Source organism: Ligilactobacillus saerimneri (assembly GCF_036689625.1).
Taxonomy (GTDB): Bacteria; Bacillota; Bacilli; order Lactobacillales; family Lactobacillaceae; genus Ligilactobacillus; species Ligilactobacillus saerimneri.
In genome coordinates this window covers 880,988-904,088 of the sequence record NZ_CP144759.1, presented here as the reverse complement: position 1 = coordinate 904,088, position 23,101 = coordinate 880,988, and the positions used below count along the sequence as shown (strand labels likewise).

The 23,101-nt window shown below is 41.2% G+C and carries 22 protein-coding genes, 1 tRNA gene and 2 pseudogenes; 19 read left to right on the top strand and 6 right to left on the bottom strand.

Annotated features, from left to right (window positions below; all coding sequences use genetic code 11):
• Positions 1-216 precede the first annotated feature (216 nt).
• Positions 217-2,859 (top strand): alanine--tRNA ligase, encoded by a 2,643-nt coding sequence (alaS, locus tag V3C97_RS04395; RefSeq protein ID WP_338434544.1) that lies wholly within the window; start codon positions 217-219, stop codon positions 2,857-2,859.
• Positions 2,860-2,911: 52 nt separating this feature from the next.
• Here alaS and V3C97_RS04390 read toward each other — a convergent pair whose 3' ends face one another.
• Positions 2,912-5,449 carry a M1 family metallopeptidase gene (locus V3C97_RS04390; protein WP_338433846.1) on the bottom strand — a complete coding sequence of 846 codons (2,538 nt, stop codon included), beginning with the start codon at positions 5,447-5,449 and terminating at the stop codon, positions 2,912-2,914.
• A gap of 169 nt (positions 5,450-5,618) precedes the next feature.
• Between V3C97_RS04390 and V3C97_RS04385 the strand changes: the two genes are divergently transcribed.
• The 3 genes from V3C97_RS04385 to V3C97_RS04375 all read left to right on the top strand — a co-directional run bounded on the left by V3C97_RS04385 (position 5,619) and on the right by V3C97_RS04375 (position 6,443).
• Complete coding sequence (locus V3C97_RS04385; RefSeq protein WP_317294644.1) at positions 5,619-5,852, top strand: DUF7675 family protein; 234 nt, start codon at positions 5,619-5,621, stop codon at positions 5,850-5,852.
• On the top strand, positions 5,852-6,004 hold the full coding sequence (locus V3C97_RS04380) for a hypothetical protein (RefSeq protein WP_278838849.1): 153 nt from the start codon (positions 5,852-5,854) through the stop codon (positions 6,002-6,004). The genes V3C97_RS04385 and V3C97_RS04380 overlap by 1 nt, the downstream gene beginning before the upstream one ends.
• 166 nt (positions 6,005-6,170) lie before the next feature.
• Positions 6,171-6,443, top strand: a complete 273-nt coding sequence (locus V3C97_RS04375; RefSeq protein ID WP_338433845.1) for a hypothetical protein — start codon at positions 6,171-6,173, stop codon at positions 6,441-6,443.
• Between the two features lie 64 nt (positions 6,444-6,507).
• Here V3C97_RS04375 and V3C97_RS04370 read toward each other — a convergent pair whose 3' ends face one another.
• Positions 6,508-6,723, bottom strand: coding sequence for a hypothetical protein (locus V3C97_RS04370; RefSeq protein WP_338434543.1), 216 nt, complete (start codon positions 6,721-6,723; stop codon positions 6,508-6,510).
• Positions 6,724-6,763: 40 nt separating this feature from the next.
• Here V3C97_RS04370 and V3C97_RS04365 point away from each other — a divergent pair, with 40 nt between their 5' ends.
• The 3 genes from V3C97_RS04365 (at position 6,764) to V3C97_RS04355 (ending at position 7,879) form a co-directional block, all read left to right on the top strand.
• On the top strand, positions 6,764-7,045 hold the full coding sequence (locus V3C97_RS04365; RefSeq protein WP_317294647.1) for a hypothetical protein: 282 nt from the start codon (positions 6,764-6,766) through the stop codon (positions 7,043-7,045).
• Positions 7,038-7,295 (top strand): hypothetical protein, encoded by a 258-nt coding sequence (locus V3C97_RS04360; RefSeq protein WP_338433844.1) that lies wholly within the window; start codon positions 7,038-7,040, stop codon positions 7,293-7,295. Before V3C97_RS04365 ends, V3C97_RS04360 begins: the two co-directional genes overlap by 8 nt.
• Before the next feature lie 386 nt (positions 7,296-7,681).
• Positions 7,682-7,879, top strand: a complete 198-nt coding sequence (locus V3C97_RS04355) for a hypothetical protein (protein ID WP_317294649.1) — start codon at positions 7,682-7,684, stop codon at positions 7,877-7,879.
• 633 nt (positions 7,880-8,512) lie between these two features.
• Here V3C97_RS04355 and V3C97_RS04350 read toward each other — a convergent pair.
• The gene (locus V3C97_RS04350; RefSeq protein ID WP_338434542.1) at positions 8,513-9,286 is read right to left on the bottom strand and encodes a GNAT family N-acetyltransferase; all 774 of its coding nucleotides are present in this window, start codon (positions 9,284-9,286) and stop codon (positions 8,513-8,515) included.
• A gap of 50 nt (positions 9,287-9,336) precedes the next feature.
• The gene (locus V3C97_RS04345; RefSeq protein WP_338433843.1) at positions 9,337-10,107 is read right to left on the bottom strand and encodes an RNA methyltransferase; all 771 of its coding nucleotides are present in this window, start codon (positions 10,105-10,107) and stop codon (positions 9,337-9,339) included.
• Between the two features lie 299 nt (positions 10,108-10,406).
• Between V3C97_RS04345 and V3C97_RS04340 the strand changes: the two genes are divergently transcribed.
• From V3C97_RS04340 to V3C97_RS04310, 7 genes and pseudogenes are all read left to right on the top strand, one after another.
• Positions 10,407-10,493 (top strand) — tRNA-Ser (locus V3C97_RS04340).
• A 199-nt stretch (positions 10,494-10,692) separates the two neighbouring features.
• A pseudogene (locus V3C97_RS04335) lies at positions 10,693-10,866 on the top strand (phage tail tape measure protein); the annotation flags it as partial.
• A gap of 248 nt (positions 10,867-11,114) precedes the next feature.
• Positions 11,115-11,315: a hypothetical protein gene (locus V3C97_RS04330; RefSeq protein ID WP_009551744.1), complete on the top strand. Its 201-nt coding sequence runs from the start codon at positions 11,115-11,117 to the stop codon at positions 11,313-11,315.
• Between the two features lie 116 nt (positions 11,316-11,431).
• On the top strand, positions 11,432-12,370 hold the full coding sequence (locus V3C97_RS04325) for a phage tail tape measure protein (RefSeq protein ID WP_009551742.1): 939 nt from the start codon (positions 11,432-11,434) through the stop codon (positions 12,368-12,370).
• A gap of 376 nt (positions 12,371-12,746) precedes the next feature.
• Positions 12,747-13,808, top strand: a complete 1,062-nt coding sequence (locus V3C97_RS04320) for a hypothetical protein (protein ID WP_338433842.1) — start codon at positions 12,747-12,749, stop codon at positions 13,806-13,808.
• A complete protein-coding gene (locus V3C97_RS04315; RefSeq protein ID WP_216542519.1) occupies positions 13,798-14,067 on the top strand; it encodes a hypothetical protein in 270 nt (89 codons plus the stop codon). Before V3C97_RS04320 ends, V3C97_RS04315 begins: the two co-directional genes overlap by 11 nt.
• Before the next feature lie 99 nt (positions 14,068-14,166).
• Positions 14,167-14,808, top strand: a pseudogene (locus V3C97_RS04310) (terminase); the annotation flags it as partial.
• A 227-nt stretch (positions 14,809-15,035) separates the two neighbouring features.
• Here the strand turns inward: V3C97_RS04310 and V3C97_RS04305 are convergent.
• Both V3C97_RS04305 and V3C97_RS04300 read right to left on the bottom strand, forming a co-directional pair.
• Positions 15,036-15,536, bottom strand: coding sequence for a DUF4352 domain-containing protein (locus V3C97_RS04305; protein ID WP_283146738.1), 501 nt, complete (start codon positions 15,534-15,536; stop codon positions 15,036-15,038).
• Between the two features lie 79 nt (positions 15,537-15,615).
• Positions 15,616-16,215, bottom strand: a complete 600-nt coding sequence (locus tag V3C97_RS04300; RefSeq protein ID WP_338433841.1) for an NADAR family protein — start codon at positions 16,213-16,215, stop codon at positions 15,616-15,618.
• Between the two features lie 475 nt (positions 16,216-16,690).
• On the opposite strand from V3C97_RS04300, the gene tuf reads away from it, so the two are divergent.
• The 5 genes from tuf to V3C97_RS04275 all read left to right on the top strand — a co-directional run bounded on the left by tuf (position 16,691) and on the right by V3C97_RS04275 (position 23,095).
• Positions 16,691-17,878, top strand: a complete 1,188-nt coding sequence (tuf, locus tag V3C97_RS04295) for an elongation factor Tu (RefSeq protein ID WP_027826984.1) — start codon at positions 16,691-16,693, stop codon at positions 17,876-17,878.
• A 157-nt stretch (positions 17,879-18,035) separates the two neighbouring features.
• Positions 18,036-19,346: a trigger factor gene (gene tig / locus V3C97_RS04290; protein WP_283146736.1), complete on the top strand. Its 1,311-nt coding sequence runs from the start codon at positions 18,036-18,038 to the stop codon at positions 19,344-19,346.
• A gap of 149 nt (positions 19,347-19,495) precedes the next feature.
• Positions 19,496-20,740, top strand: coding sequence for an ATP-dependent Clp protease ATP-binding subunit ClpX (gene clpX, locus V3C97_RS04285; RefSeq protein ID WP_338433840.1), 1,245 nt, complete (start codon positions 19,496-19,498; stop codon positions 20,738-20,740).
• A gap of 72 nt (positions 20,741-20,812) precedes the next feature.
• Entirely contained in the window at positions 20,813-22,240 is a 1,428-nt protein-coding gene (gene gndA / locus V3C97_RS04280) for an NADP-dependent phosphogluconate dehydrogenase (protein ID WP_338433839.1), read from the top strand.
• A gap of 168 nt (positions 22,241-22,408) precedes the next feature.
• Positions 22,409-23,095: a response regulator transcription factor gene (locus V3C97_RS04275; protein WP_009554254.1), complete on the top strand. Its 687-nt coding sequence runs from the start codon at positions 22,409-22,411 to the stop codon at positions 23,093-23,095.
• Positions 23,096-23,101 lie beyond the last annotated feature (6 nt).

Here is a 23,101-nt window from a genome sequence, read left to right as displayed (position 1 = left end):
AATTAACTATTTTCAGAGAAGACGGTTGTTGTGAAAGTCGATAGGATTACTTACAGTGCTCCTTGAGGGATTAATAATAACTGGATACAAGCTCATCTTGATTGGTGAGAATTTAAGAGGTTAACGATCAACATCGTTGCAAGTAAGGTGGTACCGCGTGTCATGCGTCCTTATTAGCAGCGGTGTTTTTTGTTTACTGATGAAAGGGTGGCAATGATGAAAAAACTAAGTAGTGCTGAAATTCGGCAGATGTATTTAGACTTTTTCAAGAGTAAAGGGCACGATGTTTTAAAAAGTGCGCCATTAGTTCCGCACGATGACCCAACATTGTTGTGGATTAACTCTGGGGTCGCAACGATGGAGAAGTATTTTGATGGGTCAGTTGTACCCAAGAACCGGCGTTTAACTAGTTCGCAAAAGTCAATTCGGACTAATGACATTGAAAACGTGGGACGGACAGCACGGCACCATACGATGTTTGAAATGTTGGGGAACTTCTCAGTGGGGGATTATTTCAAGAAGGAAGCGATCACTTGGGCCTGGGAATTATTGACGAGCCCAGAATGGTTTGCCTTTGAACCAGAAAAGCTCTACATCACCGTTTATCCTAAGGATACGGACGCCAAAAAGTTCTGGCAAGAAGTCGGGGTAGCCTCAGACCACATCTATGAAGCAGAAGATAATTTCTGGGATATTGGTGAAGGTCCTTCCGGTCCTGACTCTGAAATTTTCTATGATCGTGGTCAAGAAATGAATAACCTTCCTGCAGATGACCCAGAAAGTTATCCTGGCGGCGAAAACGAACGTTATTTAGAAATCTGGAACATTGTGTTCTCCCAGTTCAACCACAAGCCAGATGGTACGTATGAACCATTACCACATAAAAACATTGATACGGGGATGGGGTTGGAACGGATTACATCAATCTTCCAAAACGCACCAACAAACTTCGAAACAGACTTATTCTTGCCAATCATCCAAGCAACGGAAAAGATGGATAACAATAAAAAGTACGGCGAGGATCCAGAATTAGATGTTTCCTATAAGGTAATTGCGGACCACGCGCGGGCTGTAACCTTTGCCATTGGTGACGGCGCTCTTCCATCCAATGACGGACGGGGCTACGTTATTCGGCGGTTGATCCGGCGGGCAGTAATGCACGGGCAAAAGCTAGGCATTCAAGGGGCCTTTATGTACAAACTAGTTCCAGTTGTGGGTCAAATTATGCAAGCTGCTTACCCAGAAGTATTGGAACAAGCTGATTTCATTGCCAAGGTAATTCGTATGGAAGAAGATCGTTTCAATGAAACATTGAAGGACGGCTTGGACTTATTGAACAGTTTGATTGCGGAAGTTAAGCAACAAAACGGGACTGAACTACCTGGAGCCCCAGTCTTTAAACTGTATGACACTTACGGATTCCCACTGGAATTGACCAAGGAATATGCTGATGACGAAGGTCTGGGTGTTGATGAAAAAGGCTTCGCTGCTAAGATGAAAGAACAGCAAGAACGAGCACGGGCTGCCCGGTCCAATGCCAAGTCCATGGGCGTACAAAATGGTCTTTTAACGGAAATCAAGACCCCAAGTGAATATGTTGGTTACTCTGAATTAGAAACAACTGGTGTCTTGAAAGACATCATTGTTGACAATAAATTGGTAGCCGAAGTTACAGCTGGAACAGCCGATATGATCTTTGATCGGACCCCATTCTACGCTGAAATGGGTGGTCAGGTTGCTGACCAAGGACTGATCCAGGATGCAGCTGGTAATGTAGTTGCAAAAGTAACGGATGTCCAACATGCACCAAATGGTCAGAACATGCACACGGTTGAAGTAGTGGCTCCGATGAAGCAAGGCGCAGAATATACGCTGGTTGTTGACCGGATGTTCCATGAAAAAGTGCGGAAGAACCACACAGCTACCCACTTGTTAGACCAAGCATTACGGGATGTCTTGGGTGAGCATACCCACCAAGCAGGGTCGTTGGTTGAACCAACATACCTGCGGTTTGACTTCACTAACTTAGGTTCAGTGAGTCAAGAACAACTTCACCAAGTCGAAAACATTGTCAACGAAAAGATTTGGGCAAGTTTGCCGGTTGAAACAGTCGTAACAGATATTGAATCTGCCAAGAAGATGGGCGCCATCGCTTTATTCTCCGAAAAGTATGGGGATACTGTTCGGGTAGTTAAAGCTGGCGATTACTCAATGGAATTCTGTGGGGGGAACCACGTTGACAATACCATTGAGATTGGCTTGTTCAAGATTGTTTCTGAATCAGGTGTTGGTGCTGGGGTAAGAAGAATTGAAGCCGTAACTTCTAAGGAAGCCTTTGAATTCTTAGAGAAGCGGAACCAAGTATTGAACCAAGTTGCTGCTGATCTTAAGACAACTAAGATCGAAGATACACCGCGGAAAGTGGAACAATTACAAGAACAAATCAAGAAGCTGGAACAAGAAAAGCAGGCTCTAGAAGATAAGTTTGCTAGCCAACAGGCTTCTGATGTGTTCAAGAATGTTCAAACAGTTAATGGCAAGAAATTGATTGCAGCCCAGGTTAGCGTTTCAGGCATGGGTCAACTGCGTCAATTGGCCGACCAATGGAAGACACAAGAGCTTTCTGATGTTTTAGTTTTGGCCACTAAAGCTGATGGTGGTAAGGTAAACTTGATTGTTGCTGCTTCGCCAGCAGCGGTTAAGTCCGGAATCAAGGCCGGTGCTTTGATTAAGGATATTGCCCCACTTGTTGGTGGTGGCGGTGGCGGTCGTCCGGACCTGGCCCAAGCCGGTGGTAAGAAACCAGAAGGAATTGCTGCAGCATTGAAGGCAGCTGCCACATGGTTGGAAAATAATTAAATTTAAGAACAAAAAACCTCCAAGATTTTCTTGGAGGCTTTTTTGTAGTTTATTATTGTAAAGCTTGTGCCAAAGCAGTTTGAACAGCTGGTGCTTGGTCAGCAATCAGAGCTACCCGACCGGCAATCAGGTTGGTATCCATCTGGATTTCACGGGTCAAGATAGCTTCTTTTAACTTCGGTGTGAAGAATTCCTTGAATTCCTCAAGGCGTTCTTTGGTCTTGAAATACCGTGCAATTACTGTGACAAAAGTTGGGTATTCCATGTCACCGCCAACGGTATCTTCTAACCATTGCCAATTATTCCGAATCCAATCCCAGGCAAGTTGTTCACCATTTGGATTACCTAAAACTTGACCAAACCAAGCGCGAAGATCTTGGGGCTTAACCACGTCAGCATTTTGGAATTGAGCTACGATATGGTTCAATTCTGCGTCACCTTTAACTTGGGTAACGGCAGCATAGATGTCCTGCTTATAACTACTGTCAGCAGTCGTAACGTATTCGTTCAGTAAGTGCTTAACTAGGTTCATATTACCAAAGTGTTGGGCTTCATTGCGTAAGATGAGCATCCGAGTGGCAGCCGGAAGTTGGCTCAGGGTCTGACTATTTGCAGTATAAATCTGGTGCGCAGCGGCAATAGCTGCATCATTTTCGGCATAAAGAGCAGCGTTTAGAACGATTGGCCGCGTTAATTCATCATCAGCACTTTCCCCTGGAACAGGTTGCCAACCCAGGCGGGCTACCTGGTTAACACTCAAGTTATTAACGAATTCCTTCAGGTGTTTTTCAGCAGGTGAATCTGGCAGGACAAACCGCTTTAATTCAGCGATCACGGCAGATAGCGCAGTCATAACGATGTAAGAATGACTGTCAGCAAAGAGGTGTAAAGCAGGAATCAAGTCTGCAAAACTGATTACTTGTCCCTTGGCTAGTAACAACAAGTCTTGCAACAGTTGCATCTGGGCGATGTTATCAAGAGATGAAACGTTGTCCAAGATGTCTTGGAAGAGTTGTTGATCGTAGTGCACGATATAGTGGGCAGTGTTATCGAGATTTAAGCGGAATGGTTCGCCATTTTCAGCACGTAAGCTTGCATAATCACCTAAAACAAGTTCACGGTCTTTCATGATTTGTGGTACAGATTTGTAGTTGCTGTTAAGTGGCACTTGCCATACCCGTCCCTGGTCTTGACCTGCTCCGATGAAGAATTGTTTTTGGGTTAAGACGAGTTGTCCAGCAGCATTAACCTGAGCAGTAACGACTGGGTAGCCTGGTTGTTTGAGCCAGGAATTCATGATTACGCCAACATCAATCCCAGCTGCTTCACCGAGAGCTGTCCACAAGTCGTCACCAGTAGCGTTACCATACTTATGCTGGGCAAAGTAATTCTTTAAACCAGTCCGCAGGGCTTCATCACCAATTAAGGCGCGAACCATGACGAGCATTCGGGAGCCTTTGGCGTAGACAATTGCCGCGTCAAAGACAGTGTCAATTTCGGCAGGATCATTGATTGCGACATGAATTGGCTGTACGCCGTCGGTAGCATCCCGTTGAAGCGCCAGTGTTGGTTCACTGGTTTGGAATAATTCCCAGATGTTCCATTCTGGTCGAATAGCATCGACAGCGACGTACTCCATCATATTGGCGAAGCTTTCGTTTAACCAGAGTTCATCCCACCATTTCATGGTGACTAGATCCCCAAACCATTGGTGAGCAAGTTCGTGGGTGATGACTGTTGCTACTACTTGTTTAGTATCGAGAGCAGTGTTGTCGGGATCCAAGAGAAGATAGGCTTCCCGGTAGGTTACTAAGCCCCAGTTTTCCATAGCCCCGGCACTAAAATCAGGTAAGGCAAGCTGCCAGGAGTGTGGGAGTGGATATGGAGTATGATAGAACTCTTCGAAGAATTCAATGGCATTTTTGGCAATATCTAAAGCAAAGTCGAGTTCGTTTGCCTGGTGAGCCTTAGTGGCAAAAACACCAATTTGAACCCCGCTCTTAGTTTGGGTCAGCTTGCTTTGGAGCTCCCCAAAGGCGAAAGCTACTAAGTAAGTTGACATGCGAACTGTGGTTTCAAAGTAGTGAACACCGTTGATGACTTCTTTTTCAGGCATATTGCTGAGAATGGTTTCACCAGCGTGTTCATCAAATTTGATGGCTAAAGAGAAAGTGGCTTTAGCTTCAGGCTCATCGACGCATGGAAAAGCTTGACGGGCCGCGGTGGTTTCAAACTGGGTCCCGATGATCTCTTTTTTGACACCATCGACGGTATAGTATGATGGATAAATCCCCATCATCTTATCAGTTAATTTAGCAGAATATGTAACTGTCAATGTCACTGTTCCGGCATGAGGGAGATCAATATACAGTGCGGTATTGGCATCATCAGTAGTGAATGGTAGTGGACTATCATTCATTGTGACTGCTTCGATCGTCATATCTTCTTGATGGATGGCAATTTGTGGTGTAAGTGCCGTTCCAGTAATAGTGGTTTTACCGGAAAAGACCTTGTGACTGCGATCGATATCAAGATAGATATCGTAATGATCAGGTTGGAATTTAGTATAAAAACGACTAACTTCTGGCATATAATTCACCCTTTACTAATTTATTAATTAGATTATACACCAATTAAGAGAGATTAACGAATGATGAGAAAAAATCAATGATTAAGGGATAAAAAAAGCCCCCTAAACTAAGAAAGTATTTGTATACTTGCGGTAGTTAAGCGGAGGAAGGGAAAGGGGGAAATGACACATGTTAGGCGATTTTTATAAAGAAAAAGAAACAGATACAGTTTGGTGGGTGGATGACTTTAACTCAGTGGGAAAACATTTGTTTTCTTTTGATAAGAAGAAAATTTATAATCTCTTTGCTGATTATCCATACAATATGACTACCGAAGAAGTGGCAATTTTCAACAAAGAAAACCCATACTGGCGGGAATTTTTCCAGGATCGATTTACAGATAAAAATGGTGGTGACAAATAATGAAGGATGAAAGAAGTGAAGAGAAAATAGCGCGGTATCAGCGAAGTACAAGAATTGCACTTGTTTTAGGAGTTATTTTGATGTTAGTTAACAAACTGCTAGAAGCATGGGAGAAGAAAGAGGAAAGTAAAGATGAAAGAAAATGTTCTTAAAGAAATCAAGTTTAAGCACGGAAAAATATCTATTTTACGCAGTAGTAAAAAGGATAAGATCCGGGGAATTATTGGTTGGATATTATTTATAATGATAATGATTCTCATTCAGAAGGCGAGAAAGTGACAATTTTTGCTCAACCTACCTGGAAAAGGAGGGGGAGGGATGGAGCATATAAAGAATAAGTGGTTAGATTGGCTTGAGTTTGAATTGTTGGTAAAGGATGAACTAGAAATTGTTATTGACGGCAAAATATGCTATTTAGGTCCAGCCTTTAATAATAAGAGTTACAGAGATAAAGAAGGCTGGGTTCTTTATCCATATGACTTGAGTTATGAGATGTACATTCCGTATACGGATCCGAAAAAGATTTTATCTTTTAAAATTGGCAGTAAAACAATAGGGGAACATTTTATGTCTGAAAAGCATGATATGTGAAGAGGTAAAATTCATAAATTGAATTGATTTGATAACAAAAAAGCCCGCAGGTGCGAGCATAAAATCATTTCATTTTATCAGCAACATTATAATTTTTGACGCCAATAACATTGAATTCAGGATCTTCAAATGTTACGCGGACAGGTTTGTCATTATTAAGAGTGAATACCATTACAGCTTTAACGGTTTTCCCAGGCAAAAGCATATTATGTAATCCATCATCGTATTTTTGGATCGGATTATTACCATCGTTATCTAAAGAGACAGTACCTGGATCCAGCTGTACATCAGAAGTTTTTTAGATAAGGAGTAGTAATGTCATGATTAGACCACTTATTTTTAGAGAGAAAGATTTTAATTGGATCAAAGTCAAATATCCTGATTTTTTTGAATTGCTGAAGAAAAAGGCAATTTATAGAAACGATGAAATATACATTAATTTGGAAGATCAATCTGAGTACGATATTATTTTCGATGCAGTGGGTGATGTCTTGATGTGCGAAGTTTCTCAAGAAGGTGAGCTAACAAAGGATGGTTTTTGCTTTGAAGAAGCATGGGATTATGCAGATGCTGTACCGAACAAGGAGATTAGTAATGAGTGAAACAGGCTATATCTATTTTACAGTAGAAGAAATGGACTTTATAAAGAACACTTATCCTAAGTTATTTCGATATCTTAAGCAATTCATTTCTGATGAAAATGATACAGAGATCGAGTTAGAACTGACAGAAGAACAACTTCAGGACATTCATGTAAAAATGTTTGACATTGTTTCGGAAGATGCAGACGCGCATAAAGATGGCAATCCAAGCATGAATGCAATCAAATTGGAGAGAATATGGTGTGGTTAATATTGATATGACAAAAAGATTAGTAGTGTAAATGATGGAATTTTGGCATTCATAAAAGGCATTGAATACATCTGGAAAACTTGGGAGAGATGTGTTGAAAGTTGCCGTCATATTAGCTGATGTTAACTGCCGGGAAGACATCTCTTCTGATAAAGGTTAGTTGCTTGCTGTTTATAGTCAATGGTGCACTGGGACAGTTTCAGCCTGGCAGAAACAGTTAGTGCGATAGGTGTCTTATTGGGCGTAGGTTTAGAAGCAGGAAAAGCTTTGGTAAAACTGGTTAATTAGTGAGTAATAGCTTTAAACAAGTATTTTGTTAATTTGAGGAAGGACAAACTCCTTGAAAGTGATTTAAAGAAATGGAAAAAGCCAATGGAGGTGAGAGGATGAAGCTGTATAAGCCGAAAAAAGGTGATAGCAAGGAACTTATGCTTATTTTTATTTTTGCTATATTATTTGCCATTGTAATAGTATGGCCTCTTTCAAATATGGGGATCACTTCCATTGATGATTTGCTTATTCCTGCTTTTGTAATTGTTGGATTTATTTCATTTATCGGTGGAATATTTAGTAAATTATTGTGAACTCAATAGCTGAAAAAGCTAACGGAGGTGAAAGGATGAAATTGTATAAATGGAAAAAAGAAGACACACTCACATCAATTATTGCATTTGTAGTGATTATAATTAGCGGTACTATTGGAGTTGTGTGTGCTATGTATGATATAACGGTGTTCGATTTAATTATTAAATTATTTACTGTATTTAAAACCATTATATATATGTATATATTCGGGGGTATACTTCTCCTCTTTCTTCCTTTCATAATCATTGGTAAGTTTTTCTAGTGTTAAAATATTGAGTCCGCAAGGGCTCCTTTTTTATACCAACTTTCAAGGATGAAAAGATAGTCTGAACAATATGGAAACATATTGGGTACAGGTTCACTGGCTCCCAAAGGTGGCGGAAAGGGCTATAAAGTATTGGGCAGTAATGCGGGCTGAGCGGTAATAATATTGGAGTGTCTGGTTGCTGGGGGTTATTGTTTTGGTTACCGTGAACGATTGTTCGTTACTTAGAATATAATATCTCTTTTTAGCAGTTTCATATCCTTAGGGACGTTTTTGTGTTACTTTTTTTACCGAGAAGACACTTTAAAATAAGAAAACCGCCCTTAAAAAGGCGGTCTTTTAACACTAATCAACACCGGCGGAACGCTTAAAAAGGAGATGGCTTTTCTTCTAATTCGTAAGCCAAATATTCGTAAGCAAATTGATAACCTAATTTTTGTGCTAATCGTAAAGAAATTTTGGTGTGAGCATCCCAACTCGGATACCGTTTCTGGGCAAGACAAGTTGTGATTAATTGGGAACAGGCACTTGTTGCTAAGCCTTGTCCGCGAAAATCAGCATGAGTAATGACCTCAATCTCAATGCCTCCTTGATAAGCTGAAAACGAGCTCGCTCCTGCCACGATTTGTTGGTCTTTAACCACTACATAACCGAGGGCTAAGCGGTTGAACTCGTCATAAGTGTGGAAGTTACCTACCAAGTGGTTTGACCATTCCATTTGTAAGCATTGCGAATACAGGTTGGCATCAATGGGGCGGATTTGAAATTCTGGCGGCAATTGGCTAATCAATGTTTGAAGTTTGGCCTGGTCAAACTGTGTATCCTTACGGGTCGCATACCGGGTAAATTTTCTTACTCGATCGCCGCAATATTTCTCAATTAGCTGCGCCCATGCTGGAGTTTGGGGCACCATAATTAGATCAGGACAGGAATCAACAGCAGTAGCCACAAGCTGCATGTTAGGCCGTCCAGCAAAAAAGGCAAACGCCGAACTAATGCCTATTAAAGCTAGTGCTGCTTGGGGATCACGATCATCATCAACAATAATCTGCCCCATGGTTCCATCTAAACATGACCAAATCATTGTTTGATCCCATCCAGTAAATAGTGCGCTTGCTTTATGTCTAGCTTGTGCTTCCATCATTTTGCTATCCTTTCTATACTATGGAGATTTCGTAAAACGACTATGTTCTATGCCCGTAATTGGAACATTAAGATACCAGCGGCAATAGCCACATTCAGCGATTCAGCATAACCCTTGATGGGGATATAGAGATTATCGCTTGTTAAAGCCAAAAGATCTGCTTGCATGCCGTTGCCTTCATTTCCCATTACTAAAGCAAAGTCTTGATACTTGCCAACTTGGTCGTATTGCTTTGCTTCTTCGTTGAGCTCACTTCCGAAAACAGGTAATGCCCGCTTGCGGAAACTAGTGATCCAGTCCGTTAAATCGGCGTCAACTAGTTGTAAATGAAATTGACTCCCTTGCATTGCACGTAAGACTTTGGGTTGATGATAATCAGCTGTTCCGTTACCAAAGACTACTCCCGCGAACCCGGCCGCATCTGCAGTACGAACAAGGGTTCCAATATTTCCCGGATCTTGGACCTGGTCTAAAAACAACCATGCTCCCTGGACTTCATCAGGGTTGATAGCATTCGGTTCAGGTAATGCTACTGTGGCAAAAATTCCCTGAGGGCTGGGTGTAGTACTGAGCTTTTTGGCGATACTATCTGTTATTTGAAAATATGGAACATCTAAATTATCTGGTAAGTCAGTGTGGTGCTTGGATTCTGCTGTAAAAATGATTTCCAGTAGCGGTGCTTGCGCTGCTATGGCTTCTTTTACTAGGTGCCAACCATCCAATAAGTATTTGCCTTGTTTGCGCCGGCCACGTTTTGTTTGGAGTTTTGCCCAATCTTTAACGCGCTGGTTGGTTGCTGATGTGATCTCTTGTATCATGAAATTCTCCCATAATTAATATATTATGTTCTAAATTATAGCATATTTCTAATTCTTGTTTGTGGTTAAGAACAGCCTTAGAATTACTCAAAAAAGTCCTAGTTATTCGCGAAATATGATATTCTTATCATGATGAATAAACTATGTGCTGAGGTGTAATAATGCAATCTCTTATTAACTTTATTTTAGGCTTTGCAATCGTATCTTTCCCTATGTATTTCATTATCAGAAATATGAACAAAGATCACGAGGATTAATTTGCAATGGGGAATATTTGCTGGTACAATTATTCCTGTTATGGAGAGTTGGCAGAGTGGTAATGCACCGGACTCGAAATCCGGCGAACCGGTAATACCGGCGCGCAGGTTCAAATCCTGTACTCTCCTTTTTATATAGTTTTGCCGGTGTTGGTGAGTGCTAGAAAGCCCGTCATACCGGCGTTCTTATTTTTGGCTTAACACTAAAAAACACTGGTTTTTTGATAAACTGTTGCAAAAAATACAACCGGCTATCAATACGAATGTTTAAAAGTACCGTCTTAATAGGCGGTTTTTGTTATTTACGATATAGGCGTCACATCCCGATAAAGCAGTCAACGCCCTGGCATATTCGGCTGATGTGACTTCAACTTCATTCCAATCCTTAGGGGTGGGGATGTCCTATGTGTCATCAACAGCACACCAGGCTAAGTTTAGCTTGGCAGAAACAGCTAGTGCAATGGGTGTCCTATCAAACGCAGGTTTAGAAGCAGACAAGGCTTTGGTAAAACTGGCCGCTTAGCGAGTAATCGCTTTGAACAAGCATTTTGTTAATTCGGGGAAGGCTAAACCAGCAATGGCAAGTTGATCCCGAGCCAAGCCTCAAGGGAAACCTGAGGAAGGTGTAACGACTAGAAAGAGTAGGCTAAAAACATTGTTCATGCCGAAATTTCCACAAAGGCAAAACTCCTTGAAAGTGATATAATTAAATATAGAAAGAAACGGATAACACCAATGGAGGTGGAAGTAATGAAACTGTATAAGCCGAAAAAGGGTGATGGTAAGCAAGCAGTGCTTATTGTTTTTACTATGTTGCTTTTTTTAGTACTAGGTATGTATTTAGCGGCTGAGGGATTACCTTCACCAAGTGCTCTGATTATTACTTTCTTTTTGATAAGTGGCTTAATATCAATTATTGGTGGGGTATTTGGATGGATATTCAAATTTTAAGCAACGATGAGTCCGTGAGGACTCTTTTTTTATGTCAACTTTCAAGGATGAAGAGATAGTCTGAACACTATGGAAACACGGTGAAGTGCGGGATAAAGAGCCCGTACGGTAACATATTGGGTACAGGTCTGCGAAAAGTTATTAATTCGTTAGTTTCTGCGGTAAAAAATATTGATAGTAAGAACTCAGTCCTTGGCAAATTAGGGATTAAGAAGAATGAAATCGTAGATGCTAATGGGAATCTGAAGTCTTTAACGGATATCATGGGTGTGCTGAATAAGCATACACAAGATATGAACGGGGCAGAGAAAAACACCGTCTTTAATGCTCTGTTTGGGACAACTGGGCAACAAGCCGGGATGATCCTAGCCGAAAACTCGAAACGCTTAGGCGAGTTGACGGAAAAGACCCAGGCGGCCGCTGATAAGGGAAAGTACGTTCAAACATTAGCACAAAAGAACTCTGAAACAGCCCAAGCTAACACCCAAAAGTTCAAAAAAGCCTGGGAAGACCTAGAAATCAAGTTTGGGGCAGAATTACTACCTTACATGACGGAAGCCACGAAATCACTGAGTGATTTATTTAGCCAGAAAGATTTCCAAGAAGACGTGGAAGCGATGGCTTCAGGTGTGGGGAAATTTGCCGGCAGAGTGGCCAAACTAGCTGAAATTCTTCTTAAATATAATTATGTTGCGCTTGATGTCATTAAGCTAGGAGCAAGGCTATGGGTAATTGACAAAGTGGTTAATTTTACCTTGAAGATGCAAAAACTTGCGGAAATTTTTGGGGGTTTTAAGTCAAAAATAGTAACAGAGCAAACCGAAGTGGCTTCGTTAACTGCTGAATATCAAAAACTAGCGGAGGCTAAGATGGCCGCAAGTAATGCTTATACTGAAACGCCTGTGAAGAGTGCAAGTAAGACTGGCGAGGCTGTTGAAGAAGTAGCTACTAATATTCCTACGGCAGGTGGTAAGGCTAAGGGCGTTGGAACTAAGGTTGCCAAAGAAGTAGAGACGGAGATCGCGACATCTGGGTTAAGTATAAACCATTTTTGATGACAGTCATAAAATCACAGTAAGGGCAACGATCACATGGGCAAGTGAGGCGCGCTACGATAATCTTCTTTTACCACGAACAATTCAATATTTGGGTTTGTAATTCCGAGGAGTTTTAGCATTGAATAATTATCAAGGGATAAAAGCAGAACCGTCTTTCTGATATGTTGTGGTGATTTAATTGTATGACAAGGACCAGCTTTTGGTCCTTATTTTGTGCCCAAAAATCTGGCATTGACGTTCGCCAATACCAGAGTGTAGACCCGTTTTTATGAGGGGAATCAATGACGGTCATCTAAAGTCCTTAAATGATGGCACAGCAACCTACAAAGACGCCCACGCCTACGCTGTGGAGGTCGGAGAGATACTGTCTAAAGTGCTTAACGTCCACATCACAGCGGAAACTTTGCCTGATGGTAAGATGTACTTCAATATTGCTGACGGGGTGCTTAACGAAACACTGAAAAATAACTACTCTCTCGTCTCTGATTACACGGAGGGTGTGCAGACTAGGCTTAATCAGCAAGCGGGATTGAAACTGCGAGCCCAGCGTCCTGACTTTGACCAGGATCGAGTAAAGGGGTTTGTCAATAAACTGAGCAGTGCCGATGATTTTACGGACGTGCAATGGGTCCTAGGTGATCCGATGGTTAATTTCACACAATCAGTCGTGGATGAGGCCATTAAGAAAAATGCGAAGTTTCACAGTGACGCCGGCATGAAGGCGGTCATCAAGCGCCAGGTTAAAGGCAAAGCATGTAAGTGGTGCCGTGGCCTGGAAGGAACTTACGACTATCCAAAGGGAACGCCAAATGAAGTCTTTCATCGGCATGAAAACTGTCGGTGTGTGACCGATTATTTGCCAGGAGATGGTAAAAAGCAGAATGTTTGGAGTAAGAGCTGGAAAAAAGAGGCGATTACTCAACGCGAACGTGAAAAGCAAGCTTTGGAAGACATAAAGTCAAACAACGGCAGGACCAATGCACAAGAGTACCGCAAAATGGCCAAAGTTTTAGGGCCAGATAAGATGCCGCCGTCATTGCCTAAGTTTCAGGAATTGAAGTATAATAAAGGTAGTAAGTATGACGACTTGAGAAAAGAATATGATTTTTATTCTGAGTTGAAAGAAAAAAATTGGAATGAAGGATACAAAAACAAGGTGGCTGGCTACCATAACATTTTTAGAGATGAGGGGCAATCGTTGTCCGTGCATGCAGCGTCTCGATTGGATCGTATTGAGAAGAAGGGCTTTAAGATTATCACTATAAATGATGTGCTGGACTTATCAAAACGTGAACCTGATTTCAGACAAAATGATGTCAAAGTAGTTCATTTCGACGAAAGACTGCAACTTGCAATTATTCGTAATACTAACACGAATGATATCGTGTCTATTGTGCGGAGAAAGCATAAAAAGGATGGTTGGTATGAAATTTAATGAGATGATGAAAAAAATAGAAGCCTTTTTGCAGGAGACGCCAAAAGATATTTTTGATTTTTCTGGTGAAATTGAAGACGCTCTGGTTGATGATTATGATGAGATGTTTAGCGAACAACCAGACGCTGTCCGTTGCTTATCTGAAGAAGTGCCAGATATTTGTGCTAGTGCAGAACCTGGTATGTCACAATCTGAAATAGAAATTTTTAAGCGGAAATTGTCAGTTGAATATGAGAAAGCAAAAAAATTAGTTATCTAATATAGCGGTCACTAACAATGACCGCTATTTTTATACCCTAATTTAAGGAGGTGATGCGATTGATTCACTAATCTTTTAAAAGATTGAAAGGAGCAAAGTATGGCTAATCAAAAAAGAATTGGCAGACAAACTCCGACTCAATCGGTAATAATTCCATATCAGAAAACGCTGAGCGATGAAGCGGTGGCGTACTATGAACGGTCCGGGCTTTCCTGTTACGAATGGCAGAAAAACTTACTGGATCCGATCATGGCTGTGGATGATGACGGTTTGTGGGTACACCAAAAATTTGGCTACGCTATACCACGGCGGAACGGAAAAACCGAAGTTATCTACATGAAAGAGATTTGGGCGTTAGAGCAGGGCTTAAATGTCCTCCACACAGCGCACCTGATCTCGACGTCACACTCGTCCTTTGAAAAAGTGAAGCGCTACTTAGAAAAATCAGGCTACAAAAACGGCGATGATTTTAATTCGATCAAGGCGAAGGGTCAAGAACGGATTGAACTTTTTAAATCGGGTGGCGTTATCCAGTTTCGTACCCGGACATCATCTGGCGGGCTAGGGGAAGGCTTTGACCTGATGATTATCGACGAAGCGCAAGAGTACACCACCGACCAGGAAGCGGCCTTAAAGTATACCGTCACGGACTCAGACAATCCGCAAACCATCATGTGTGGGACACCACCCACACCAACCTCAAGCGGGACGGTCTTTACTGACTACCGTGATGATGTGCTGACTGAATTGCGCCTATTTTACGATATGTCCGGTGGTTATTTTCAAAAGGGCTTAGTACAAAAAATTACCGCTGAAAATAGCGAATAAAAAAACAGTTTTTTAGATGAAATTATGGCAGATAACAACAAAAAACACTAGAAATCAACGTTTCAGTAACGTGGTTTCTAGTGCTTTTTAAATTGCTAGACTTTTTACCGGCCGCAATCAGATGCTATACATTAAAAATATTATTTTAACGCAAAAGTAATATTCTTGGAGTTGTCGAGATAGCTAACACTCATCTTTAACTTCGGATTAGGGGCGCCAATTTTAATTTCACCAGCTAAGTTTCCGGTAACTGAACCACCTTTATCAAGGGTTCCAGCTTCAAGTAAGTTGTCAACAGCATCAGGGTAAGCATCTAAATCCGTATTATTGCCGTTAACATTTAACTTAAAATCGTAAGGATTATAGTCGTAACTCTTACGACTCTTATTTTTGATAGTGACATTAGCAACAATAAAGTGCTTGCCTTCGTCCACAGAATCATATTCTCCCGGTTCTACATATTGGAAGCTGTTAACTTTTAGAGATACTCCCTTATAAGTTGCGGTTTTGCCGACTTTAAAAGTCTTTTTTAAAACAGACTTAGCTTCGACGGGAGCAGGCTGAGTATGGTTGCTGATGACAGTAACGCCCCCAAAACTTAATGTTGCAAGTAATAAACTAGTATAAATGCCTTTTTTCATGATAGATATCCTCCTAGTAATAAATCTGTCTAGCTTTTTATGACCTCAAGACAATTGGTCGTAAGAAAAGAAATGCAGATCAACGATAAATCAGGGAATCTAGCAGCTTGCCCTGCTTGTTTTGTCCTTTGAAATTGCTCCAGCCTGGTTTTTTCAAGCTAGTTCGTGTTCCCCAAATTCCATCACGAGGATTGACTTCAGCTAAATGGAGATTGTTTTCTTGAGCAAAGAGTAGGGCCTGCTTGAAGAAAGGATCGCTAATGAACTTAGCTTGCATACCTACAAGCATGGCTGTTTCTGCCGCCGAACGCTTTGTTTTTGGATCGGGTTGTACCCATAGTTCATCACTATATCCTTGAACTTTGCGTCCAAGTTTTTTAAAAACGACGGGGTTAATGCTGGTTGTGGCTAAAATCTTTGTTGCACTACGATGATCACCGCATACAATTGCTTTATACCAAGCAAATAGTTGTTCAACACAATTGAAATGAAGCTCCTGGACAGTGGCACCATTGGTTTGTGTAGCTGTCAGTTCATGCGTGTTAGAATCATGGTACACCGTGAAATTTGTTTGGTAGAAATTACTAAACGGGCTATCCGGACAATTGCTGTGGAAGTAGCCTAGGTAATGACCTTCAATGCAACCGATTAGTTTATGGTTAATTATTGCTTTACGCATCAAATCTCCTCACTTTCAGTATCCTTATATAGAGTTAACGACTTTGATAAGTTAGATTGATATTCTTGATGTTATAAATATAAACGATTACAAGTAAATCAAGGGGTGTTTTTTGGGACTTAGAACTTCAACAAGTTGAAATACGATTATAGTATGGAAAAAACTAGTTATAAAATAGGAAGATTTGATGAAATTCTACTGGGTTAAAGACCAGTGTTTCGCCGGAATTAGAATATTAAGTAAAGAGAAAATGGAAATGACGTGAAATACTTGTAATAAAGGCAATAAAGACTAAAAAAAGTATTTACAAAACAAGAACAGGTCTATATAATAATTAAAGAATTCTTTCCCAGGGAGAGAAAGCGTAATTTGCTTTGCTTTCTTTGGAGGAAGTTGTATAATATTAAGCAAGAGATAATCGGCAAACCATTGGTATTGCGGGTTCTCTTTGCAAAATCACAGGAGGTTCGTATTAATGGCTAAAGAACATTACGAAAGAACAAAACCCCACGTTAACATTGGTACTATCGGCCACGTTGACCACGGTAAAACTACTTTGACTGCAGCTATCACTAAGGTTTTAGCTGAAAAAGGCTTGGCACAAGCTGAAGACTACGCATCAATCGATGCTGCTCCAGAAGAACGTGAACGTGGTATCACTATCAACACTGCTCACGTTGAATATGAAACTGAAAAGCGTCACTACGCACACATCGATGCGCCAGGGCACGCTGACTACGTTAAGAACATGATCACTGGTGCCGCACAAATGGATGGTGCTATCCTTGTTGTTGCTGCAACTGATGGTCCTATGCCACAAACTCGTGAACACATTCTTTTGGCACGTCAGGTTGGTGTTCAATACATCGTTGTCTTCTTGAACAAGACTGACCTTGTTGACGATGAAGAATTGCTTGACTTAGTTGAAATGGAAGTTCGTGACTTATTAAGCGAATACGACTTCCCTGGAGATGACATTCCTGTTGTTCGTGGTTCAGCTCTTAAGGCCCTTGAAGGCGATGCTGAAGCACAAAAGGCTATCCAAGAATTATTGGATGTTGTTGATGAATACATCCCAACTCCAGAACGTCCTACTGACAAGCCATTCTTGATGCCTGTCGAAGACGTATTCACTATCACTGGTCGTGGTACTGTTGCTTCTGGCCGTATCGACCGTGGTGTTGTTAAGGTCGGTGATGAAGTTGAAATCGTTGGTTTAACTGACGACGTTCTTAAGACTACTATCACTGGTGTGGAAATGTTCCACAAGACTCTTGATGAAGGTGAAGCTGGTGACAACATCGGTGCATTGCTCCGTGGTGTTGACCGTGACCAAGTTCAACGTGGTCAAGTGCTTGCTGCACCAGGCTCCATCCAAACTCACAAGAAGTTCAAGGGTGAAGTTTATGTCTTGACTAAGGAAGAAGGGGGCCGTCACACTCCATTCTTCTCAGACTACCGTCCACAATTCTACTTCCACACAACTGACGTTACTGGTATCATCGAATTACCAGAAGGTGTAGAAATGGTTATGCCTGGCGACAACGTTACATTCGACGTTGAATTAATCAAGCCAGTTGCTTTGGAAAAGGGTCTTAAGTTCACTATCCGTGAAGGTGGCCGTACTGTTGGTGCCGGTGTCGTTTCCGAAATCGAAGACTAATAGTTATTCCATTAGCTATATAATTATTGAAAGACCAGGGTTTCCTGGTCTTTTATTTTTACCATGATATTTACATTTAAAGGTATCTACGGTAAACTTATAAAGTATGCAATTTGTATTAAATAATTGCGCAAATTTTTCACGCGGAGGGAAAAATATGTCTGTAAAATGGGAAAAACAAGATGGTAACAAGGGTCAATTGACTTTCACCATCACTCCTGACAAAGTTAAGGAAGGTTTAGACGTTGCCTTCAACCGAGTAAAAAAATCTTTGAACGTCCCTGGATTCCGTAAGGGGAAAGTTCCTCGTCAAATCTTCAACAAGATGTACGGCGAAGAATCCTTATACCAAGATGCGTTGAACGCTATTTTACCAGAAGCTTATTCTGCAGCTGTTACTGAAGCAGCTATTAAGCCTGTTGGCCAACCAGAAGTTTCTGTTGAATCAATGGAAAAGGGTCAAGAATGGACTCTGACTGCAGTAGTTACTGTTGAACCAGAAGTTGAACTTGGTCAATACAAGGATCTTGAAGTAACTCCACACCCAACACGCGTTTTAAAAGCTGATATCGAAGGCGAATTAGAAAACATGCGTGAACAACAAGCTGAATTGGTTCTTAAAGAAGACCAACCAGCTGCCGAAGGCGATACTACAGTTATCGACTTTGTTGGTAAAGTTGATGGTGAAGAATTTGACGGTGGCAAGGGTACTAACTACTCCTTAGTTCTTGGTTCCCACACATTCATCCCTGGCTTTGAAGACCAATTAGTTGGTCACAAGAGTGGCGATGAAGTAGAAGTTAAGGTTACTTTCCCAGAAGACTACCAAGCAGAAGACTTACAAGGTAAGGATGCTGTCTTCGAAGTAACTATTCACGAAGTTAAGACCAAGGAATTACCTGAATTAGATGACGACTTTGCTAAAGATGTTGATGAAGAAGTTGATTCTTTAGAAGAATTAAAGGCAAAGGTTAAGGATCGTTTGAAGGAACAAAAGGTTGCTGCTGCTCGTGAAGCTATCCAAAACGAAGCATTAGACTTGGCAGTGGAAAATGCTAAGATCGGTGACATTCCTCAAGCAATGATCGATGATGATGTTCAACGTCAAATCGACCAATACATGGCTGGTATGCAACAACAAGGCATTTCCCCAGATATGTACTTCAAGTTGACTGGCACAAGTGAAGATGATTTACGTAAGCAATTCGCTGAAGGTTCTGAACGTCGTGTTAAGACTAACTTAGTACTTGAAGCTATCGTGGCTAAGGAAGAAATCGATCCTTCTGAAGAAGAAATTCAAGCAGAAATTAAGAAGCTTGCTGATCAATACAAAATGGATGAAAAGCAGGTTCGGGCTGCATTGACTGATACCATGTTGAAGCATGATATTGCAATCAGAAAAGTAGTTGATGAAATTACTGATTCTGCTAAGCAAACTCGGAAGTCAAACAAGGAAGACGAAAAGTAATCCTGATTGATGATGAAAAACCCCCTGGAAAGGGGGTTTTCTTTTTTCATCTGAACTGACATATAAGCGTGGAAAAAGTTTCTTATTAGTATTTGAATATAATCTCTGTTAGAATTATAACTAATAAAAAAACATAGGGTGATTAACTAATGTTCCAAGATCCAAATAAGCAAGGGCCGATCTCTTGTTCTTTCTGTGGTAAATCAGAAGATCAAGTCGAGAGCATGATCTCAGGCCCAGGCGTATATATTTGTAATGAATGTGTTGATTTAGCACAGTCAATTTTTGATCAACAGAAAAAAGCAGCCGCTGTTGAAGAAGTTAAGGATGTTCCAACGCCAAAAGAAATTGTGAATATTCTTGACCAGTATGTTATTGGGCAAGATGCTGCTAAGAAAACCTTGGCAGTAGCTGTTTATAACCACTATAAACGAATTAATTCTGCATTAAATGATGATGACGATGATGATACTGAACTGCAAAAGTCAAATATTTGTATCGTTGGGCCAACTGGGTCGGGGAAGACTTATTTAGCTCAGAGCTTGGCACGAATTCTCAATGTGCCATTTGCAATCGCAGATGCTACAACTTTGACAGAAGCGGGATATGTTGGTGAAGACGTCGAAAACATCCTCTTGAAATTAATTCAAAATGCTGACTATGATGTTGAGCGGGCCCAACGGGGGATCATTTATATCGATGAAATCGACAAGATTGCCAAGAAGTCCGAAAATGTTTCCATTACCCGGGATGTGTCAGGTGAAGGGGTGCAACAAGCCCTCCTTAAGATTTTAGAAGGAACAATTGCTAATGTTCCGCCTCAAGGAGGACGGAAACATCCGCAACAAGAGTTCATTCAAATCGACACTACCAACATTTTATTCATTGTTGGGGGTGCATTTGATGGGATCGAAGGCATCGTTAAGGAGCGTTTAGGTGAAAAGGTAATTGGCTTTGGAACCAACTCAACTAATAAGTTGCAAGATGATGTTTCTTTGATGCAGCAGATTATCCCAGAAGACTTACTCAAATTTGGTTTGATTCCTGAATTTATCGGACGTTTACCAATTTTAACAGCCTTGGAAAAATTAAAAGAGCAGGACTTAGTGCGGATTTTAACGGAACCGAAGAATGCATTAGTTAAGCAATACAAGAAGTTGCTTGCTTTGGATGGGGTAGAGCTGGACTTTACACCAGCAGCACTAGGAGCCATTGCTAAGATGGCGATTGCCCGTAATACTGGGGCGCGTGGTTTACGTTCAATTATTGAAGGCACAATCAACGATATTATGTTTGAAATTCCTGGCAACGATGACATTGCCAAGGTAATCGTTACTGAGGAAACTGTTAACGGGACAGCTGAACCAGAATTGGTTTATAAGGATAAAGAATAAGCCTTATCGATATCGATCACAATAATAATTGTGATAATATATAACTGAATTTTTTTAAAGGAGATATCAGGAATGGAAAAAGCACAAATCGGTGTTATCGGAATGGCCGTAATGGGCAAGAACCTGGCTTTGAACATTGAAAGCCGTGGTTACCGAGTAGCAATTTTTAACCGGACGGCGGCTAAGACTGAAAAAGTGATGGCTGACCATGCCGAAAAGAACTTAGTACCAAGTTATACCTTAGAAGACTTTGTTGCTTCTTTAGAAAAACCGCGCCGAATCATTATGATGGTTAAGGCTGGGAAGCCAACTGATATGTTTATTGAACGGCTGTTACCTCTGTTGGACAAGGGTGATGTTTTGATTGACGGGGGGAATACCTTCTTTGGCGATACTATGCGACGGAATGCCAAATTGGATGAATCCGGAATTAACTTCATCGGTATGGGGGTTTCCGGCGGTGAAAAAGGTGCCTTAGAAGGTCCATCCTTGATGCCTGGTGGTCAAAAAGAGGCCTATCAATTGGTAGAACCAATTCTCAAGCAGATTGCTGCTAAGGCGAAGGATGGCGAACCATGTGTAACTTATATCGGGCCTAATGGTGCCGGTCACTATGTTAAGATGGTGCACAACGGGATCGAGTATGGGGATATGGAATTGATTTCCGAAAGTTACTTCTTGATGCGGAATCTTTTAGGGATGTCCGTTGATGAAATTGCAGCGGTATTCGAAGAATGGCGCCACGGCGAATTGGATAGTTACTTAATTGATATCACGGCAGATATTTTGACGCGTAAGGATGACTTAGGCTCAGATAAGCCGATTGTGGATATGATTCTTGACCGGGCTGGTAACAAGGGGACTGGTAAATGGAGTTCACAAAGTGCCTTAGAACTTGGGGTTCCCCAATCACTGATTACTGAATCTGTCTATGCTCGCTATATTTCGGCAATGAAGGACGAACGGGTGGCAGCAAGCAAGGTTCTACCAGAAAAAGTCAATGCAGTGCAAATTTCAGCTGATCAAAAGCAAGAAATGATTGAAAAGATTCGGCAAGCACTGTACTTCAGTAAGGTTATGTCATATGCTCAAGGCTTTGAACAAATGCGGGTCGCTTCTGAAAAGTATGATTGGAATTTGAATTATGGTGAATTAGCTAAGATTTGGCGTGAAGGTTGCATTATTCGGGCCCAATTCTTACAAAAGATCACAGATGCTTTTGAAAGAGATCCTGAATTAAATAACTTATTGTTAGATCCATACTTCACTGATATTGTTGCTAAGTATCAAACTGCTGTACGGGAGATTGCTGCTTTGGCAATTCAAGCAGGGGTACCAAGTCCGGCATTCAATGCTGCGATCACATACTACGATCAATATCGGTCTGCTGTATTACCGGCAAACATGATTCAAGCACAACGTGATTACTTTGGGGCACATACGTACGAACGGACTGACCGTGACGGTATCTTCCATTATTCCTGGTATCACGAAGAATAATTTTTAAGATCATCAATTTATCGCTAAGTTTCGCAAGAAATTTAGCGATTTTTACTTAACTAAAAGTACTAAACAAGGGTTTTTTAGTATCAAGTAAATATGTTAAAATTAACTATGTAGGTCAAATATTCTCATTAACATAAAAAATTAATTCCAGGGGTGTTAAGAGTGAGTAAGATATTAATTGTTGAAGACGAAAAAAACCTTTCGCGCTTCGTTGAACTTGAATTACGTCACGAAGGGTATGAAGCACAGATTGCTAAGAATGGGCGTGAAGGCCTCGATTTGGCACTAGCAGAGGATTGGGATGCTATCCTCTTGGATTTAATGCTCCCTGAATTAAACGGGCTAGAAGTTTGCCGGCGGATTCGCCAAGTTAAGAATACACCAATTATCATGATGACAGCCCGTGACTCAGTTATTGATCGCGTTTCTGGTTTGGATCACGGTGCAGACGATTACATTGTCAAACCGTTTGCTATTGAAGAATTGCTAGCACGGTTGCGGGCTTTACTGCGGCGGGTAGATTTAGAAAGTAAGCAAAATTCTGCTAAACAAACCACAGTCACATATCGTGACCTGACGATCGAAAAAGAAAATCGGGTTGTACGTAGAGGTGACGAAATTATTGAGTTAACTAAGCGGGAATACGAACTGTTGTTGGCTTTGATGGAAAATGTTAACGTTGTTTTGGCCCGTGATGTTCTCTTGAAGAAAGTTTGGGGATACGAGTCACAGATTGAGACAAATGTCGTGGATGTCTACATCAGATATTTGCGGAACAAGATTGATCGTCCCGGCGAAGACAGTTATATTCAAACAGTTCGCGGAACGGGTTATGTAATGCGTTCCTAGCCCAAA